Below are 18558 nucleotides of genomic sequence, written 5' to 3' on the forward strand. Positions count from 1 at the left end.
TCATCGCGGGTGCCGGAGCCGCGGATTGGCGAGAATGGACATGATATCCGCCAGCATGTTGAGCGTGATGTAGACGGCGGCAAAGATGATGCCGCAGGCCTGTACGACTGGCACATCGCGCTTGGCAACGTGGTCCACCAGATACTGCCCCATTCCGGGATAGACGAAGACCACTTCCACCACGACAACACCGACGACAAGATAGGCCATGTTCAGCATCACAACGTTGACGATCGGCGCAATGGCGTTTGGAAACGCATGCCGCCAGATCACCTTGAAACGAGAAAGGCCGTTGAGTTCCGCCGTTTCGATGTAGGCTGACTGCATGACGTTCAACAGGGCTGCGCGGGTCATACGCATCATGTGCGCAAGCACCACCATCACCAGAACCGTGACCGGGAGCGCAATGGCATGAAGCCTTTCGAAGAGCGACATGTTCTGGTTGATCATCGCCACCGAAGGCGCCCATCCAAGCTGCACGCCGATGTAGAAAATCAGAATATAGCTCAGCATGAATTCCGGTACGGAAATCGACGCCAGCGTGATGGTCGAGATCAGCTTGTCGGGCCAGCGGTTGCGATAGAGCACCGAAACCAGTCCCAGGATGATCGCGAGCGGTACTGAAATCACAGCTGCGCAACCGGCCAGGAACAGGGTGTTCGAAAGCCGTGTTCCAATAGCCGAGGCTATATTCTGACCGTTGGTCAGCGAGGTGCCGAGATCGCCGTGAAGCAACCCGACAAGCCACGTTAGGTAGCGTTGATAGACCGGCGCGTTCAAACCGAGTTCAGCGCGCAGGTTTGCCAACGCTTCAGGCGTGGCCGACTGACCAAGGATGGCCTGGGCGACATCGCCGGGCAGCATCTGCGTGCCGGCGAAGATCAGGATCGATACGAAAAATATCAGCATGAGGCCCAGCGCTAATCGCTGGGCCACAAGATTAAGGAGGGAGGCGTTCATGGGCGCCTCAGCTCTTCCAGCATTTGAGAGGGGCAAGACCGTTCATGAGTTCGAAAACACCGTTTTCTTCCCAGCCCTGAACATCTTCGTTGTAGGCCTGCACGAACTCATTGAACATCGGGCAGATCAGGCCGCCTTCATCGCGCAGGATACTGGCCATTTGGCTGTATTGCTGCTTGCGCGTGGCCTGGTCCAGCTCACCCTTGGCTTCGATCAGCAGTTCGTCGAACTGCTCATTGTCGAAATGCGTGTCGTTCCAGTCAGCGCTTGAAAGGTAGGCGGTGGTGTACATCTGGTCCTGCACCGGACGGCCATCCCAATAGGAAGCGCAGAAGGGCGTGTTGTTCCAGACATCCGACCAGTAACCATCATCGGGTTCGCGCTTGATTTCCAGCGGAATACCGGCTGCCTGGGCGCTCTGCTGGAACAGCTGCGCAGCATCGACGGCCCCCGGGAAAGCAGTTTCGGCCACACGCAGCACGATCGGGCTGCCATCATGACCGGATGCCTTGTAAAGGGCTGCTGCCTTTTCCGGGTCGTATGTCCGCTGCTCAATGGTGTCGTCAAACAACGGGTAGGATTCATTGATCGGGAAATCATTGCCGACCGAACCATAGCCGCGCAGGATCTTGTCGACCATCTCTTCGCGATTGATCGCGTATTTCAAGGCGTTGCGCAGTTCCTTGGTGTCAAACGGCGGCTGGTCACACTGCATGATGAACACATAGTGGCCACGACCGGCGACATGGTCGACACGAACGCCCGGCGCGCGATTGAGAAGGCCGGCAACACGCGGGGCGACCTGGTTGACGACATCAACCTGTCCGGACTGAAGCGCGGCGTTGCGCGCGGTCGCATCGTTGATGACGGTCATCTCGACGGTGGAGAAATGACCGCGGCTATCATCCCAGTAATTGCCGAATTTCTCGAAGGTGTAGCGAACGCCCGGCTCGGCCTCGACAATCTTGTAGGCGCCGGTACCGACACCGGCCGTCGGGTCCTCGCGGCCACCGCCCGGCTGGATCGCCAGATGGAAGTCGGACAGAAGATAGGGCAGATCGGCCGTCGGCGTATCGACCTCGATAATCAGATTGTCGCCGTCGACGCGGATATCGGAGATGCCGCGCATGATGCCAAGCGCACCGGATTTGGAGTCTTCATCGGAATGGCGCAGCATGGTCTGGCGCACATCTTCCGGCGTCATCGTCTGGCCGTTGTGGAATTCAACACCCTTACGGATTTTGAAGGACCAGGTCTTGGCATCATCCGAAGCATCATAGGATTCTGCCAGACGCGGGTTCAAAGACCCATCGGCGTTCACTTCCAGAAGCTGTTCGCCGTAAGCGCGGACCACATGAAACGGTACCTGGCTTGCAATCAGCGCCGGGTCGAGCGACGTGGTTGACGAACCGCCGCCAAGGCCCATGCGCAGCGTACCGCCCTTGACGGGTTCAGCCGCCTGCGCCACACGGCCAAGCATCGAGTTGGCGGCAACCGCGCCGATACCCAGCGCCGAGGCGCGGCCCATGAATTCGCGGCGGGACATGCCACCTTTCAGAGTACTGATTGCCAGAAATTTGAGATAGGAGTTCATCGCTGTTCCGTCTTGGTTTGGTTGGTCCGCAAACGAGGCGGCTCGCTAGCCTCTCAGTAGGGCGGAATAAGTTACAATCGAACGAGCCGGTTGATTGTTCTCTGGGTCAGGGTCGCTAACGGCTGCCGGGGCGTTCTCCGACAAAGCGACCAGCACCTTCCGCCGGAAGTTCGGCATGGATGCGTTCGAATTCAGCCAGTTTTTCGGCCACGCTCGCCTCCGGCAGGCAGGTGCGGCGGGCGTTGAGATCAGTGTGCAGCAGCAGCGTCTCAACCGTCGCTGACAGTTCGCCATCACTGCGGAAAAGGCGGTGGAAGAGGTGCATCTTCTTGCCCTTCCCGGACAGAAGCTGACTGGTCATCGTCAACGTATCACCTTCATGAACCTCATTCAGATAACGTACGTGACTTTCGACCGTAAAGTAACTCAGACCTTTGGCGATATAGGCGCTGTCGGCACCGATCAAATCCATGAACCCATCGGTCGCCTTGGATCCCGCCTCCAGATAAAAGGTTTCGTTCATATGGCCATTATAATCGGTCCACGATGACGGCACCTGATGGCGCAGAGTCACGGGAAGGCCGTCGCGCTCACCGATAACGGCAAGACCAGCCTCATGGGTTGAAACCACCCTGCCCGCACCACTATCACTGACCTTCAGCGCCCTGAGGATGCCGACAAGATTGTCGTCGCGCTCACGCTCCAGTTCGCGGATCGACTTATCGCCGGACTGGGCATCCGATTGACCGGCAATCAGATCCACCAACTCATCGTTGAATTCCGGCACATCCATCAGCTTCGTCCATGGCCATGAAAGGGCCGGGCCGAACTGTGCCATAAAATGGGTCATCCCCACTTCGCCACCGGCAATGCGGTAGGCCTCAAACAGGCCCATCTGGGCGAAACGCAGGCCAAAGCCCATGCGAATGGCTTCGTCGATATCTTCCGTCGTGGCAACGCCGTCTTTGACGAGCCACAGGCTTTCCCGCCAGATGGCCTCCAGAAGGCGATCGGCAATATGAGCGTCGATCTCCTTCTTCACTGTCAGCGGATACATGCCGATCGAGCGCAGAATACCGGACGCCGTTTCGCACAGCGCCTTGTCACCGACGAGTTCAACAAGCGGCAGCAGATAAACCGGGTTGAAGGGATGGGCGACGATGACTTGCGCGCCCTTTTCGTTCAACTCCGAGGGTTTGAAGCCCGATGTCGATGAGCCGACGATTGCATTTTCCGGTATCGCAGCAGCAATGGCGGCATGAACATCATGTTTCAGCGCAAGGCGCTCCGGAACGCTTTCCTGCACATATGACGCTCCGGTCACCGCCTGTTCCAGTGTGTTGCAAAAGACAAGCTCGCCCTCTGCCGGAAGTGGTTTGTCGTAGAGCCCCGGCAGCGCCCGGCGGGCATTGCCGATCACTTCGCCGACCTTGCGTGCAGCTTCCGGGTCGGGATCGAACACAGCAACACCAAAGCCGTTCAGAAGGAACCGCGCGGCCCAGCCGCCGCCAATCACGCCGCCGCCGACGATGGCGACCTTCCGACTGCCATCGCCGTTCATCATTCAGCACCCTTCGGGGCACGCTTCACGAGACCGAGTTTTTCGCGAACAGCCTGCGGCCCGATGACCCGGCTTCCCATGTTTTCGGCAATAGTTACGGCCTTTTCGACCAACTGCGCATTTGTCGCGAGCACGCCCTTCTCCAGATAGATATTGTCTTCCAGGCCCACGCGGATATTGCCGCCGGCCAGAATGGCCGCTGCCGCATAGGGCATCTGGTCGCGGCCCAGCGAAAACGCCGACCAATGCCAGTCTTCCGGCACATTGTTGACCATGGCCATAAAGGTGTTGAGATCATTCGGCGCGCCCCACGGAACGCCCATGCACAACTGAACCATTGCCGGAGAGCTTAAAATGCCTTCCTTGACCAGCTGCTTGGCAAGCCACAAATGGCCGGTATCGAAGGCCTCGATTTCCGGCTTTACGCCGAGATCGGTCATCATCTGCCCCATGGCACGCAGCATGCCGGGCGTATTGGTCATCACGTAGTCGGCTTCGGCGAAATTCATCGTGCCGCAATCGAGCGTGCAAAGTTCCGGCAGGCATTCGGCGATGTGTTCGACACGTTCTGCCGCCCCGACCATATCGGTTCCGGCTGCATTGACCGGCAATGGCGCTTCGGTTGGCCCGAAGGTGATGTCGCCGCCCATACCCGAGGTGAGGTTCAAGACCACATCAACCTCGGACGCACGGATGCGCTCGGTTACTTCGCGATAGAGCGCGGGAAGGCGCACGGGGTTGCCGGTTTCGGGATCACGAACATGGCAATGAACAATGGCGGCGCCTGCTTTGGCTGCATCAATCGCGCTTGCTGCAATCGCTTCAGGAGAACGGGGAACGTGAGGAGAACGATCCTGTGTGTTTCCCGAACCGGTTACAGCGCAGGTAATGAAAACGTCCCTGTTCATCGTCAAAGGCATGAAAACTCCTATTACATCGCCATCGCTCGCCGACAGCGCATTCTAACCCATGCACCAGCCTGCCAATGCTATTGGCCGCTCTGTGCAAACTCAGTTTTTCTCGCAGTTCGACGCCCTGCGCAGCGTTTCATCGTGCTAATCTATAGAACCGGACATCGGACGCTAAACGTCCTGACCCATGGTACAAAGCCAACGAGTTTGATCGAGCGGAAAACAGTCGCATGCCTCTTGGGGTGGCACGTCCCCGTCAGGGGAGACTTCGTCGCCGGATCGTCCGATCGTTTCCGCAACGGGCCGGAAGGCGCGTGCCGCAGGAACATGACGGTTTTGATGGAGAGAAGAATAGGGTAGCCAGCGGCACAAGTTTTATCCTAAAATGCCAAAATATTTTCCAATAATGCCAAAAGGGCCACATGAACGTTACATTTCTGCTCTTCGATGGCTTTTCCAATCTCGTATTGTCCTGCCTGCTGGAACCGCTCAGGATGGTTCACGACCTCTATCAGGAGGATATTCGATGGCATGTCGTAAGCCCGGACAACGCCCCTGTCGAAAGCTCGTCGCAGCTGCTGTTCACGCCCAATGCAAAAATTGAGGACATCGACACCTCGGATCTGCTGGTCATCATTTCCAGTAATGGCTATCGCCAGCACCCGACACCGGAGAACCAGCGTCTTGTCATGGCTCTTGCCCGCCAGAGCCGATATGTCATCGGAGCGGACGCCGCCGCGTGGATACTCGCCTCAACCGGGTTACTCGACGAGCTGACAGCCACTCTTCACTGGTCCGTGCTGAACGAATTCGCCGAAACCTTTCCGCAGGTGAGTATCAGCCAGGCCCCCTATGTCAGAGAGGGGCGGTTGTGGACCTGTGGCGGGGCCTCGACAGCGCTGGAACTGATACTGGCATTCATCACCGAGCAGTTTAGTGCGGCAAAAGCCTTCATGACTTCGTCGATGTTCATGCATGACGCGAGCCTGAACCGGGACGGCGTACGTATGCCGACAGCGCTTTCCGTGCCCGGCCGCAGCCGGATGGATGCCATCATCAACATCATGGTGGAGACGCGCGAAACCCCGCTTTCGCTTACGGCGCTTGCTGAGCGGGCCCATATGTCAACGCGTACGCTCAACCGGCTGTTCAAAGCGGAACTTGGCATGGCGCCCGGGCAGTATTATCAGAACATCAGACTGGTTTACGCCCGAGAGATGGCAGAAAACACTGCGCTCGGCCTGCGCGAAGTCGCAATCCGCTCCGGCTATTCAGGTGCTTCGGCCCTCAGCAAGGCCTTCCAGAAGGCCTATGGTCACTCCGTGCGCCAGGTGGAAAAGAAGTCCTGAGCAGGGCTCAGCAGCTATCGGCCCGTGTCGAGGCGTTCGCGAGTCGTTGCGAATATGTTTACACGCGCGAAAGCAACCCCGCGCCGAGCGCGAGGTCTGAAAAGCAGCCCGCGGAGCGGGCACCACGTTCGTGTTCTATCTGGACACGGTCGTGAAATCGAACCGCATCATGTGACGGTATGTTTCACCGGGGCGCAGCACGACAGAGGGAAAGTTCGGGTGGTTCGGACTGTCAGGAAAGGCCTGTGTTTCAAGCGCGAAACCGGAAAATTCGCGGTAAAGCGCTCCGCCCTTGCCCGCTGTCGGCTGGGCTTGGTAGTGGCCTGCCGTATAAAACTGCACGCCGGGCTGATTGGTGCGAAGCTGAAAACCACGACCGCTCTTAGGGTCTTGGGCTTCAGCCACCAGCCGCATCGCTCCGTCAAAACCAGCAACACAGAGGTTGTGGTCATAGCCAATGCCCGGCCATGTCTCGGAAATCCTGTCGCCGATTGGATGCATCTGGGTAAAGTCATAGGGCGTGCCGGCGACTTCAATGATCTCGCCGGTCGGGATCTTGTCTTCCGTTACCGCTGTATATCGGTCGCAGAGAAGCCTCAGAAGCTGGCCTTCGACGCTGCCGCTGTCGTGACCGGCCAGGTTCCAGTAGCCGTGATAGATGATGTTGACGATGGTGGCGCGGTCGGTCACCGCCTCCATGGTCAGTTCCAGCGCTCCGTCATCGCCGACCCGGTAAGTGACGCTGGCATCAAGCTTGCCGGGATACCCCTGATCGCCCTCCGGGCTCGGCATCCGGAACGTCACCGCGTTTTTGACCGGATCAGGCTCCGCTTCCCAGAAGCGTTTGCCAAAGCCCGGAAGCCCGCCATGAAGATGATGCGGCCCTGAATTCGTCGGAAGCTGATAATCGACGCTGTCGAGGCTGAATTTGCCGAAGGCCAGACGGTTGGAAAGCCTGCCGCAGATCGCACCGGCATTGCCGGGCTTTTCAACATAGTCAGCCGGATTGTCATAACCGATGGCGATATCCCCGACCTTGCCATCCCGGTCAGGCCGCATCACCCGGCGCAATATCGCACCGTAGGTCATCACCTCGATTTCCGTGTCACCGCCCTTCAGGCGATAGACGTCGACCGCCCGCCCGTCGATTTCTCCAATAACGGCATGTTCAATGTTCTGGCCCGTCAAGGCTTTATCCTCCCTAGGATCGCAGACAGATGCGTCAATATTGTTTCAATAAACGCGAAGCTGTCCCGCTTCCATGTTGCTCAGCAAACCGGGCATTTCCGGTTCGTTTAGCTCATCCGGTGTCCGGTTTGGGTAAGCGCCGCCCCTGCTCAAACGGCAAGGGCAGCGCTCGTGATGATTGGCCCTCGCGACTAGCCAATCACCGATTTCACGGTCTTCGCGACGCCGTCCGCCGTGATACCGAAGAGTTCGAACAGAACTGGCGGCGGCGCGGATTCGCCAAAGGTATCGATACCGACGCAACCGCCTTCAAGGCCGACATACTTGCGCCAGTAGTCTGTCCCGGCTGCTTCGACAGAGACGCGCGGCACACCTACCGGCAGAACGTCGCCCTTGTAGGCCTTATCCTGTTGATCGAACACAAAGGTGGAGGGCATGGACACCACCCGCACCTGAATGCCATCTTTGGCAAGCGCGGTCTGGGCATCAAGCGCCTGGCGGGTTTCAGCACCCGTGGCGATGATGACGGCAGCAGGTTTGCCTTCTGCTTCCGAAAGCACGTAGCCGCCACGACGGATGGCCTCTGCCTGAGAAGCAGTGCGGGTAAGCGGTGGCAGCACCTGACGGCTGAGCGACATCAGCGTTGGCGTACCGGTGTGTTTGAGCGCAGTTTCCCAGGCAATGGCCGCTTCGACGGCATCGGCCGGACGCCAGACATCGAGGTTCGGCATCAGCCTGAGCGAACCCAGATGCTCGATGGGTTGATGCGTCGGGCCATCCTCGCCAACTGCAATCGAGTCATGCGAAAGCGCATAGACCACGCCAAGTTTCATCAGTGCGGCCATGCGAATTGCGTTGCGCTGATAGTCGGAGAACACGACATAGCCACCGCCGAACGGCCGGAAACCGCCATGCAGGAAGAGACCGTTCATGATCGCGCCGAGACCAAATTCGCGCACGCCGCAATAAATGTAATTGCCGCCGCTTTCCGCCGTTACCGGTTCGATATCGTCCCAGATGGACAGGCACGACCCCGCAAGGTCTGCGGAAAGTCCGACCAGTTCGGGCAGTTCATTACCCAGCATCTGCAGCACATTCTGGCTGGCCTTGCGCATCGGGATCGTGTCCGTCAACGTTTCGGCCGAAGCGATGAATGCGGCCATTTCGGCGTCGAAATCGGCCGGTTGTTTACCAGACATGCGCCGCCTGAACTCAATCGCCTCAGCTGGATAAGCCTTCTCATAGGCAGCAAAGGCTTCATCCCAGGCGCTTTCAATGGCCTTGCCGGTGGCTTCGGCATTGAAGGTGTCATAGACATTGGCCGGCACTTCAAAGGGCGGCAGAGTCCAGCCCAGCGCTTCGCGCACACGGGCAATCTCTTCGTCACCCAGAACATTGCCATGGCAATGCGCGTCGCCGGCATAAGATGGCGACCCCTTGCCGATCGTGGTCTTGCAGCAAATCAGCGTCGGCTGCTTCGTGTTCTTTTTGGCTTCGGCGATGGCGGCGTCGACGGCATCGACATCATGGCCATCCACATTGCGGATAACCTGCCAGCCATAGGCTTCGAAGCGTTTTGGCGTATCATCGGTAAACCAGCCGCTGACATGGCCGTCGATGGAGATGCCGTTGTCATCGTAAAGCGCGATCAGCTTTCCTAGGCCAAGTGTGCCGGCCAGCGAGCAGACCTCGTGCGAAACGCCTTCCATCAGGCAGCCATCACCGAGAAAGGTGAAGGTGTGATGGTCAACGATGGTATGGCCAGGCTTATTAAAGGACGCGGCCAGCATTTTTTCAGCAATGGCCATGCCGACAGCATTGGCAATCCCCTGCCCCAGCGGACCGGTGGTGGTTTCGACACCAGGTGTCACGTCATGTTCGGGGTGGCCGGGTGTCTTGGAGTGCAACTGTCGGAAGTTGCGGATATCCTCCATTGACAGGTCGTAGCCGGTCAGATGCAGCAGACTGTAAAGCAGCATGGAACCATGGCCGTTCGACAATACAAAGCGGTCGCGGTCGTACCAGCCCGGGTTTTTGGGGTTGTGTTTCAGGTGGCGGGTCCACAGCGCGACACCAATTTCGGCCATACCCATGGGCATGCCGGGATGGCCTGAGACAGCCTTCTGCACGGCATCCATCGACAGGACGCGGATGGTGTTGGCAAGCTCGGTGGACGAGAGCGGTGGCGGGATTATTGTTCAACATTTTCAAACCTCGAAAGGCTGGGGCAAGACGCAGGGCGGGCGTTTCTTGACGCGCACCTGAGAACTTTCCCGAATAATTACTTGTGAGCGATCAGAGTAACTTCGATCAGCACGCCGGGGCCAAGATCACCGGGGCAGATGGTGGCGCGAGCGGGCAGGCTCTCGGCCGGAATCCATTCAGCCCAGACCGTGCTCATGTCCGCTTTCAGACCGAGATCGGAGAGATAGATCGTTGCGAAAAGCAATTTGGACTTGTCGGATCCCGCAGCCTCAAGATAGGTTTCGAGCTTGGCGATGGTCTGGCGGGTCTGCCCGGCAATATCGAGGCTTGTGTCGTCGCATGCGGTGCCACCGACAAAGACCAATCCGTCTTTTTCGACGACACGGTGCAGAACAGGGGTTGGAAGATATCTGTTTGTCACGGTGTTTTCTTTCCTTGTGAGGGGCTTGCCGCAATGCTTGTGGAAGGGCGCGGCAAGCCCCGTTTTCGTTTTCCGGCTAAAGGGCTCGAACTTTCGAGCGTAAGTCCTTCTGCCGGCATGGTTTCTCCTCAGTCCGTCATTTCCGGCGTCTCCTGAGATCATCGTCGATAAGGGCGGTCATGCGTTCGAGCGACGCCATGGCTGACACTCCATCGGTGATATCGGGGGCGTTGTTTTCCTCGCCCCTGAATGCTTTCGCCGCATCGGCCATCAGGGCTGCATAGCCCTTGTGGTCCTCATTGGCTGCGGCGGTGAAATTCGGCGTCCAGTTCAGCGTATCGGCGCCATCGGCAAGCGTGGCCGCCGGGTCTTCCACCTTAAAAGCTGGATCGCGGAAATAGCGGACATTGATGACGTTCTCGATCTCGATGCGACGATGGTCACCCATGATCGTGATGTCTTCGGTCGGCGTGCCGCGTGACTGGATCGTGCCCATGACAATGGTGCCGATCGCACCGTTTTCACAGTCGAAATTGAGGTGCAGCAACAGACGTCCGGGAGCGGTCTCTATGGTGCGGACAGCCATCTCCCTGAAGGGAGCACCGGCAAACCAGGGGATCAGGTCCATGTAGTGGACGCAGTGGTGCAGATAGAAGCTGGAATAGTCGGCAACACCCGCGAAGTAGGCAGGGCCGGACATATACGAGCCGGTCAGACCGGATACCTGTCCGAAGCCGTCACCGCGCAGAATGTTGCCGGCAATCCGGTTACCGGTGGAGTAGCGTTTCATGAAACCGACAACGACCGGCTTTTTTGCCTTTTTGGCAGCTGCGGCAATTTCAAGGGCACCGGCACAATCTCTCGCCGGTGGTTTCTCAAGAAACACCGGCAGGCCTTTTTCAAGAGCTGCCACGGCCGCAACACGATGCAGATCCGGGCCAACCGCCATGCAAACCGCATCAAGCCCCTTGTGGCCAATGATCTCGGAATAGTCGCTGTAGACGGCCTCGGCGCCATATTGCCAGGCGGCAGATGCTGCGGCATCGCGGTTCAGATCGCAGACAGCGGCAATGCGCATGTCGTTGCGGCCAAGCTGCGGCATCAGCATATGCGTTGCGTGGCGACCACAGCCGATCCAGCCGATATTGAGGGTCATGAGCGCCCTCCCGACTTTGCGATCAAGTCACGTATGAAAGCGATAGCGGCCGTCAGCTTTTCGCTCTCGTCTTGTTGCGGCGCCCGCCATTGGGCTATCGGCAGGCCGATACGCTCATCGTCGTCCCGGCGGAAGGGCTCCAGCGTGACCGGACCCTGATAGCCGACATCGGCCAGCGCCCGCATGGTTCCCGTCCAGTCGACATGGCCGGTTCCCGGATAGCCACGATTATTCTCGTTGGCCTGGAAATAGATGATGCGCTCACCCGCCATGCGGATGGCATCGGGAATGGAACGCTCCTCGATATTGGCATGGAACGTATCGAACAACAGGCCGAGGGCCGGATGATCCACGGCATCAATGACGGATATCGCCTGCGATACCAGCGAAATTACATCGGTCTCGTAGCGGTTGAGCGGTTCCAGCGCGAGCCGGCAACCGGCAGATTGCGCTTCCGGCGCCAGAACGCCAAGCCCGTCGATCACACGCTCGCCACGGGCTTTCATCTCGTGTTCCGCAACCGGCGCCGGCGCACGGCCGGCAAAGACCATGGGCGCTCCGTAAAGCGGACCGCCAAGCGTTGATGCGCCGAGCGCGTGGGCTACCTCAAGGCAATATCTGAGATAGCCCATGCCCCCTTCGCGTATTCCCTTGTCGGCATCCGAAATCGAGCGCTGCAGATTGACGCGTGCGGCAAGCGCAACGCCAAGTCCGGCCTCATCCAGCGCTCCCTTAAGCGCCTTAAGGTCAAGACCATCTTCAGGCTCGGGCACAAGCAATTCGACAAGGTCGAAGCCAAGTGTCCGCATATGCCGGAAGAGGTGCATGTGTTCCCGGCCAAAGGGCCGGGTAAACTGCATCGATATGATACCGATCGGGTTTGTCACGTTATACTTTCTTTCTCTGTCCTTGAGTTGGTTGAAGATGATCAGCCCTTGACCGCGCCCTGGGTCATGCCGCTGATGAGGCGTTTTTGAACGATCAGGAACAGAATTGTCGCCGGTAGTGCGCCGACAATACCGCCTGCCGTCAACAGGCCCCACTGCACCTCGTACTCGCCAATCAACGTCTGGATGGCGACAGTGATGGTACGCACATTCTGCCCGCCGAGTGTCAGCGCGTAGAGATATTCGTTCCACGAGGTGATGAAGATATAAATGCCGGTCGCAACAATGCCGGGTGTGCACAACGGCAGGACCACACGCCGCAGAGCGCCGAGCCTTGTGCAGCCATCCGTCATCGCCGCTTCGTCGAGCGATTTCGGGATACCGTTGATATAGCTCGTCATCATCCATGTGGAGAACGGAATGGCGACCGTCGAGTTCGCGATAATCAGCGCCAGATGCGTATCCAGAAGACCCAGCACACGCATCAGGACGAAGAGCGGCAGGATCAGAAGAACGATCGGGAACATGTTGATGATCAGGAACTGGATCAGCAGATAGCGCTTGCCGCGGAAGGAAAACCGCGAGAACGCATAGGCTGCCGTCACGCTGAGCGTAAGGCCGACAATCACAGTACCAACGGCGACGATCAGCGATGCGATCATATTGTTCAGGAAGCCGACGGTCTTGAACAACCGGATATAGTTTTCAAACGTTGCCCCGATCAGGCTCGGCCCGAAGGTGAAAAGCCTGTCTTCGGCCGTCAGCGAGGTCAGCAGCATCCACAGATACGGGCCCAGCGTGAACAGCAGGATCAACACCATCGGCAATTCGACGAACAGGATACGTCTGGTTCTGGATTTCTTTCCGGCGATCATTTGTCGTCCCTCCCAACCTTGCGCAGATAGACAATGACAACACCCAGAAGCATGATCGTGAAGAGCACGGCGAGTGCGGAACCGTAGCCGAAATCGAGATTGGTCCGAGCCTTGATGAAGGCGTACAGCGGCAGCGTGTAGGTGGAGTATCCGGGCCCGCCGCCAGTCATGACGTAGATGACGTCAATCGAATTGGCGACCCAGATGGTTCTCAACAACACCGCCGTGACCAACACGCCCGAAATACCGGGCAAAGTAATGTGCCAGAACTGACGGAACTTGCTGGCACCATCGATGGACGCGGCCTCATAATAGCTCTGAGGGATCGACTGAAGCGCCGCAAGGATCATCACCGCGAAGAACGGGAAGCCCTGCCATGTCAGCGTCAGGATAATTGCATAAAGCGCTGTATCCGGATCAGCCAGCCACGGGATCGATTGCTTGATGACATCGATCCTGAGCAGGAAGTCGTTCAGGACACCGTAATTGCTGTCGTAGATCCAGACCCACATCAGGCCGATGACAACGCTCGGCAGCGCCCACGGGATGATGACGAGCGCGCGCGCAAGGGGACGCCAGGGAAATTCCTGGTTCAACAGCATGGCGGTCGCCAATCCCAGAAGCATTTGAGCCGGAATGGTAATACCGATCCAGATCACCGTATGTTTGAGGGAAATCCAGAAAACTTCATCCTGAAAAGCGGTGATGAAATTCTTCAGTCCGACAAAGGTGATCGCATGTGGTTTCCACAGCACGTAATCGTGCAGGCTCATCCAGGCTGCCTGGATCATCGGGAAGAAAACGATCGCCAGCGTCACCAGAACGGCCGGTGACAACAAGGCATAGGGCAAGACACGCTTGGCTAGCGCCACGCGCCCCGCCGAAGGTTCGGGGGCAGTCATGGTCATGTTAGGTTGTCGCCGTTTGATCCGGCGTCCTTATCGCTCCAACACCTAGGGGCCGGCAAAAAGGGACAGTCGCGAAGGTGATACGGATGGGAAGAGCCCGGCCCGTTTTCAGGGCCGGACGGTTTCACACGTCTCTCACGGATTGAAGAGATCCTCGATATTCTGGTTCATCTTCTCGGCTGTGATTTCACCGGTCAACGCACGCTGCATGTTGACGGGCCAGACCGTGTTGACGAAATCCGAAGTCTCCGGCGTATTCGGCAGCGTCACCGCAAAGGGAAGCGAAGCGATGGTGGCATCGACGAAGCGCTTGGGATGTAGTGTCCAATTGACCGAGTCGGACTTGGTAACCGGAAGCTGGCCGGTTGCCTCGTTGAACTCCTTGTTGTTGCCGGTCGTCGACAGGAAGGAAATCCACTTCCACGCGGCATCCTTGTTTTCGGCGCTGGAGAAGATGGCGGTCGATTCATCGCCAAACGTCGTCCAGTGACCACCGCCGCACTCCGGAACGGTCGTTGCTGAAATTTTGTCACCCAGTGCTGCCGCCATATCATTGGCGGAGCCGATATGGTGGATGGTCATCGCCGTCTTACCGGCTTTCAGCGCACCGGTGACTTCCTTGAAGCCGTCATTCGGGGCTGACGGTGGGAAAACGTGATCTTTCTCGAAGAGGTCGACAACCCACTGCGTACCTTCGATAGCCGTCGCATTGGTCAGGCCACCCTTTTCATCGAGACTGACGCCGTCGCGCGAAAGCACGAGAGAACCCCAATGCTCCTGGCCGCCCTTGGCACCGCGGAATCCAAATCCGTAAATATCGGGATTACCGTCACCGTTGCTGTCCTGAGTCAGAGCTTTTGCGGCTTCGCGGAATTCCGCGCAGGTCTTTGGCGGCTCCATCCCCAGGGCCGCCAGCATGTCCGCGCGATAATAGAGATAGAGAACCACATACTGGATCGGCAGGTAGTACTGATTGCCGTCCGGCCCCTTGGTCAGATCCAGAAGATTGTCCTGAAGGTCGCTCTCTCCATCCCAACCGGCAAGATAGTCATCAATCGGCACAAGCGCGCCCATTTCGACAAGGCGTGGCTGCGCATAGAGCTTGACCATGGCAGCATCAGGCGCGTTGCCCGCAATGATCGAAGTGTACAGGTTGTCGTAGTAACTGTTCCAGGGAACGTTTTCGGCCTCGATCGTGATGCCGGGGTTTTGCTCCTCGAATTTGGCAACCAGATCGGACATCGGGTTATCCGCATTGTCGAAATGGTACCAGAAACGCACGGTATCATCGGCATTCGCCGCTGCACTATACGCGATGACGGACGCTGACAGCGCCGCAATTGTGAGTAGTTTCCTCATTTTGCTCCTCCGCTTATCGCCGCTTTACGCGGTTCAAGTGGCTTTCTATTTGCCCGCAAATTCCAAAAAGGCGTTGGCCGCCTCCCTGGCCGCCGTCCGGGCTTCGGCGAGAACGGAGTTCATCTGCATGAATCCATGCACAACACCGGGAAACAGTCTGTATCTGTCATGACGACCGAGCACAGAAAGCCGGTGGACGAAATTGGCAGTGTCTGAGCGCAAGGGATCGATCGCCGCCGCGTTCAGATAGAGCGGCGGCAGCTTCAAAAGCGCTGCGTCTTCAGCCTTGAGCGGCGAGACAAACGGGCTTTCACGATCTGACTTGTCAGGGGTATAGAGATCCCAGTAACGCATCATCTTGGCGCGCGTCAGGCCGGGACCATCAGCACAGTCGACATAAGAACGCGACTGAAAATTATCGTCATAGACGCCGTAGAACAGAAGGCCTGCATCCGGCAGAGTTGCACCGGCTTCAATCAAACGCAGCATGAGCGCAAGCGCGAGATTGGCGCCGGCGCTGTCTCCGGCAATGGCGCGCGGCCCTTCAAGCTCTCTGAGCGGCCCTTCGCCGACTAGCACCGCGTTCCAGACGGCGGCACAGTCATCCAGGCCCGCAGGATAAGGATGTTCAGGCGCCAGCCGGTAGTCGAAGGTGAGAATGTGGGCGTTTGCAGCAACCGCCAGCACACGTGCGGCATGCTCGTGAGTGCCCCTGCTGCAGAATGCCCAGCCCCCGCCATGAACGAAGACGATCAGACCGTGCGCATCCTTCGACGGGGTTATCAGGCGACAGGCAATGGCATTCCCTGCCGCCCCGTCAACCTCGAAATTGACCGCAGAAACAAGCGGCGGCATATTCTGGTTCCAGCGGGCATTAACGGCCTCAGCCTGGGCCCTTCCCTCGCCGGGCGCCATCTGTGTCGGATCACCGAGTTCGCCATCCTCCTCCTGCAGGCGCATCAGAATGGCCTCCATCTCCGGCAATAAAACCCGATCCCGAGCCCCCGCCTCGAAGCGGTTCGTGCCGATGGCGTCCTCAGTATGTCCTCCCGTCATCGCCTCATCTCCCCTGTGGTCCGTCTTCCGGCAGAATACTTGGGCCGAACTCGACGATGGTAGTGATATGATGAGAGAGCGTCGCGACTGCGGTGCTGGTATCGCCGCTGCTCAGCGCTTCAATGATACCCTCATGCCGTTCAGCAGTCTCGACAAGGTCGCGCTGATCCTTTGAGTTCAGGATTTTGAAACGATGGTTGTGGATAAGGCAGCGCCTCAGAATCGGCTGAACGGACGGCAGGTTGGCTGCTTCGTAAAGCTTCAGATGAAATTCGCGATCAAGCTGGGAGAGCCGATAGGCGTCACCGGCACGCGCCGCGCGCATCATCGCGCCGATGACTTCAAGCAAACCGTTGCGCAGCAGCGAACCGTAGCGCTGCATGATGCGCGGCACGCCGCGGCATTCGATCTCGCGCCGGATCAGAATGAGTTCGCGTGCATCATCGGCCCGTGAATCGGCAACCATGGTGCCACGATGCGGCAGGCGGTCGACCAGACCATCATGATCAAGTGCGATCAATGCTTCGCGTGCAGTACTCTGGCTGCAGCCGAAACGCTCGGCAATATCCAGCTCAAGAATAGCCGACATCGGCGGAATATCGCCGAGCATGATGTCACGCTGCAGATCCTCATAAACAGTGAGACTGCGGCGACCGGCCCGCCGGGCGGTAGCTGAAGAAGATCCCGACGCAGAAGACCCCTGCGGTTTTCCGAAATTTTCGATCGCCATAATTCAATCCATTGCTTGCATATCGATAACGTTATCGATAATATAGCGATACCAACGGAGCTTGGCAAGACGAATTTTTCGTCGGGTCCGCCACCAGCCACCGCAAGCCTGATGACCGGTAGCGACCGCAAAACTGTATGAAATTATGGGAAATTCCGGGTAAACAGCATAAGGCCCGGTCATCCGGGAGGTACTGATGGCAAGCATTAAACTCGAGAAAATCGTCAAGGACTACGGTGCATTTCGCGCCATAAAAGGTATAGACCTATTTATTGAAGATGGGTCTTTTGTCACCTTTGTCGGCCCATCCGGCTGTGGCAAGTCAACGCTTTTGCGCATGGTTGCGGGCCTGGAGGAAATCTCCGGCGGCACACTGAGAATCGACAGCAAGGTCGTCAATGACCTTGAACCCCGCGAGCGCGACATTGCCATGGTGTTTCAGGACTATGCGCTCTACCCGCATATGTCGATTGCCGAGAATATCGGATTCGGTCTGAAAATGCGGGGCATTCCCAAAGCGGATATCGAAAGGCAGGTGAACGAAGCCGCAAGCATTCTGCAGATCACTCAGTTGCTCGGGCGCAAGCCCGGCCAGCTTTCGGGTGGCCAGCGCCAGCGCGTCGCCATGGGCCGCGCCATCGTGCGACGACCACAGGTTTATCTTTTTGACGAACCGCTTTCCAATCTCGATGCCAAACTGCGCGTCGACATGCGCACCCAGATCAAGCGACTTCACACATTGCTGAAGACAACAACGATCTACGTGACCCACGACCAGGTGGAGGCCATGACACTTGCCGATCACATCGTTATCCTCAAGGATGGCGTAATCATGCAGCAAGGCAAGCCGGTCACTGTCTACGAACGGCCCATCAGCCGTTTTGTCGGCGAATTCATCGGATCGCCGAAAATGAATATCTTTGACTCCCGGCTTACCACGGAAAACGGCGTTTCTGAGCTGCATTTCGGTGACTTTGCCCTTCCCGTCGCCGGGTCAGTCCACGAAAATGGCAAAGCAATCGAGATCGGTATCCGGCCGGAACATCTGATACCCTGCGCTCGGGACGAGGCCTTGTTTTCGGCCCGTATCGATGTGCTGGAGCCGCTTGGATCGGATACCCATGCGATCTGCCTGCTCGACAAGACGGAGATCACCGCGCGGCTGGCGCCGGATTTGTCTCTCCAACCGGGTCAGGTTCTGCACTTCACGGCAGATGCGGACAAGATTCACTTCTTCGACGCCAAAACCGGAGATCGCCTTGAAATGACGGCGATGCCGCGGGTGGCCCAAACGGCGTCCTGAAAGCTTCAGGGTAAAACAGTTTCCCGCCCACGGGGCGGGAAACCCACTGAGTCGGTTCAGCCACCTTGCAGCAGGCTTCCCCGATAAAGGCATCC

The 18558-nt window shown here is 58.0% G+C and carries 16 protein-coding genes; 2 read left to right on the forward strand and 14 right to left on the reverse strand.

The window, feature by feature from the left end; translation table 11 throughout:
* The 4 genes from AC0L7L_RS08300 to bcoG all read right to left on the reverse strand — a co-directional run bounded on the left by AC0L7L_RS08300 (position 1) and on the right by bcoG (position 5035).
* Positions 1-960: an ABC transporter permease gene (locus tag AC0L7L_RS08300; RefSeq protein ID WP_473513322.1), complete on the reverse strand. Its 960-nt coding sequence runs from the start codon at positions 958-960 to the stop codon at positions 1-3.
* A gap of 7 nt (positions 961-967) precedes the next feature.
* The gene (locus AC0L7L_RS08305; RefSeq protein WP_473513325.1) at positions 968-2554 is read right to left on the reverse strand and encodes an ABC transporter substrate-binding protein; all 1587 of its coding nucleotides are present in this window, start codon (positions 2552-2554) and stop codon (positions 968-970) included.
* Positions 2555-2669: 115 nt separating this feature from the next.
* Positions 2670-4115, reverse strand: coding sequence for a carnitine 3-dehydrogenase (locus tag AC0L7L_RS08310; protein ID WP_473513832.1), 1446 nt, complete (start codon positions 4113-4115; stop codon positions 2670-2672).
* Positions 4115-5035 (reverse strand): 3-dehydrocarnitine:acetyl-CoA trimethylamine transferase BcoG, encoded by a 921-nt coding sequence (gene bcoG / locus AC0L7L_RS08315; protein WP_272211361.1) that lies wholly within the window; start codon positions 5033-5035, stop codon positions 4115-4117. The genes AC0L7L_RS08310 and bcoG overlap by 1 nt, the downstream gene beginning before the upstream one ends.
* Positions 5036-5448: 413 nt before the next feature.
* On the opposite strand from bcoG, the gene AC0L7L_RS08320 reads away from it, so the two are divergent.
* Complete coding sequence (locus AC0L7L_RS08320; protein ID WP_473513327.1) at positions 5449-6375, forward strand: GlxA family transcriptional regulator; 927 nt, start codon at positions 5449-5451, stop codon at positions 6373-6375.
* A 135-nt stretch (positions 6376-6510) separates the two neighbouring features.
* Here the strand turns inward: AC0L7L_RS08320 and AC0L7L_RS08325 are convergent, their stop codons facing one another.
* From AC0L7L_RS08325 to AC0L7L_RS08370, 10 genes are all read right to left on the reverse strand, one after another.
* On the reverse strand, positions 6511-7563 hold the full coding sequence (locus AC0L7L_RS08325; protein ID WP_272211364.1) for an aldose epimerase family protein: 1053 nt from the start codon (positions 7561-7563) through the stop codon (positions 6511-6513).
* 191 nt (positions 7564-7754) lie between these two features.
* A complete protein-coding gene (gene tkt, locus AC0L7L_RS08330) occupies positions 7755-9755 on the reverse strand; it encodes a transketolase (protein WP_473513834.1) in 2001 nt (666 codons plus the stop codon).
* Positions 9756-9844: 89 nt separating this feature from the next.
* Positions 9845-10189: a RidA family protein gene (locus tag AC0L7L_RS08335; RefSeq protein ID WP_272211365.1), complete on the reverse strand. Its 345-nt coding sequence runs from the start codon at positions 10187-10189 to the stop codon at positions 9845-9847.
* Between the two features lie 136 nt (positions 10190-10325).
* A complete protein-coding gene (locus tag AC0L7L_RS08340) occupies positions 10326-11345 on the reverse strand; it encodes a Gfo/Idh/MocA family protein (protein ID WP_473513330.1) in 1020 nt (339 codons plus the stop codon).
* Entirely contained in the window at positions 11342-12232 is an 891-nt protein-coding gene (locus tag AC0L7L_RS08345) for a sugar phosphate isomerase/epimerase family protein (protein ID WP_272211368.1), read from the reverse strand. The genes AC0L7L_RS08340 and AC0L7L_RS08345 overlap by 4 nt, the downstream gene beginning before the upstream one ends.
* Before the next feature lie 41 nt (positions 12233-12273).
* Positions 12274-13107 carry a carbohydrate ABC transporter permease gene (locus AC0L7L_RS08350; RefSeq protein WP_272211369.1) on the reverse strand — a complete coding sequence of 278 codons (834 nt, stop codon included), beginning with the start codon at positions 13105-13107 and terminating at the stop codon, positions 12274-12276.
* Positions 13104-14015 carry a carbohydrate ABC transporter permease gene (locus AC0L7L_RS08355; RefSeq protein ID WP_473513333.1) on the reverse strand — a complete coding sequence of 304 codons (912 nt, stop codon included), beginning with the start codon at positions 14013-14015 and terminating at the stop codon, positions 13104-13106. Before AC0L7L_RS08355 ends, AC0L7L_RS08350 begins: the two co-directional genes overlap by 4 nt.
* 135 nt (positions 14016-14150) lie before the next feature.
* Positions 14151-15374, reverse strand: coding sequence for an ABC transporter substrate-binding protein (locus tag AC0L7L_RS08360; RefSeq protein ID WP_272211371.1), 1224 nt, complete (start codon positions 15372-15374; stop codon positions 14151-14153).
* A 45-nt stretch (positions 15375-15419) separates the two neighbouring features.
* The gene (locus AC0L7L_RS08365) at positions 15420-16430 is read right to left on the reverse strand and encodes an alpha/beta hydrolase (RefSeq protein WP_473513335.1); all 1011 of its coding nucleotides are present in this window, start codon (positions 16428-16430) and stop codon (positions 15420-15422) included.
* 4 nt (positions 16431-16434) lie between these two features.
* Complete coding sequence (locus tag AC0L7L_RS08370; protein WP_272211373.1) at positions 16435-17160, reverse strand: GntR family transcriptional regulator; 726 nt, start codon at positions 17158-17160, stop codon at positions 16435-16437.
* Positions 17161-17356: 196 nt separating this feature from the next.
* On the opposite strand from AC0L7L_RS08370, the gene AC0L7L_RS08375 reads away from it, so the two are divergent.
* Complete coding sequence (locus tag AC0L7L_RS08375; RefSeq protein ID WP_473513337.1) at positions 17357-18463, forward strand: ABC transporter ATP-binding protein; 1107 nt, start codon at positions 17357-17359, stop codon at positions 18461-18463.
* Positions 18464-18558: the final 95 nt, after the last annotated feature.

This window comes from Martelella sp. K41-7 (assembly GCF_055808365.1).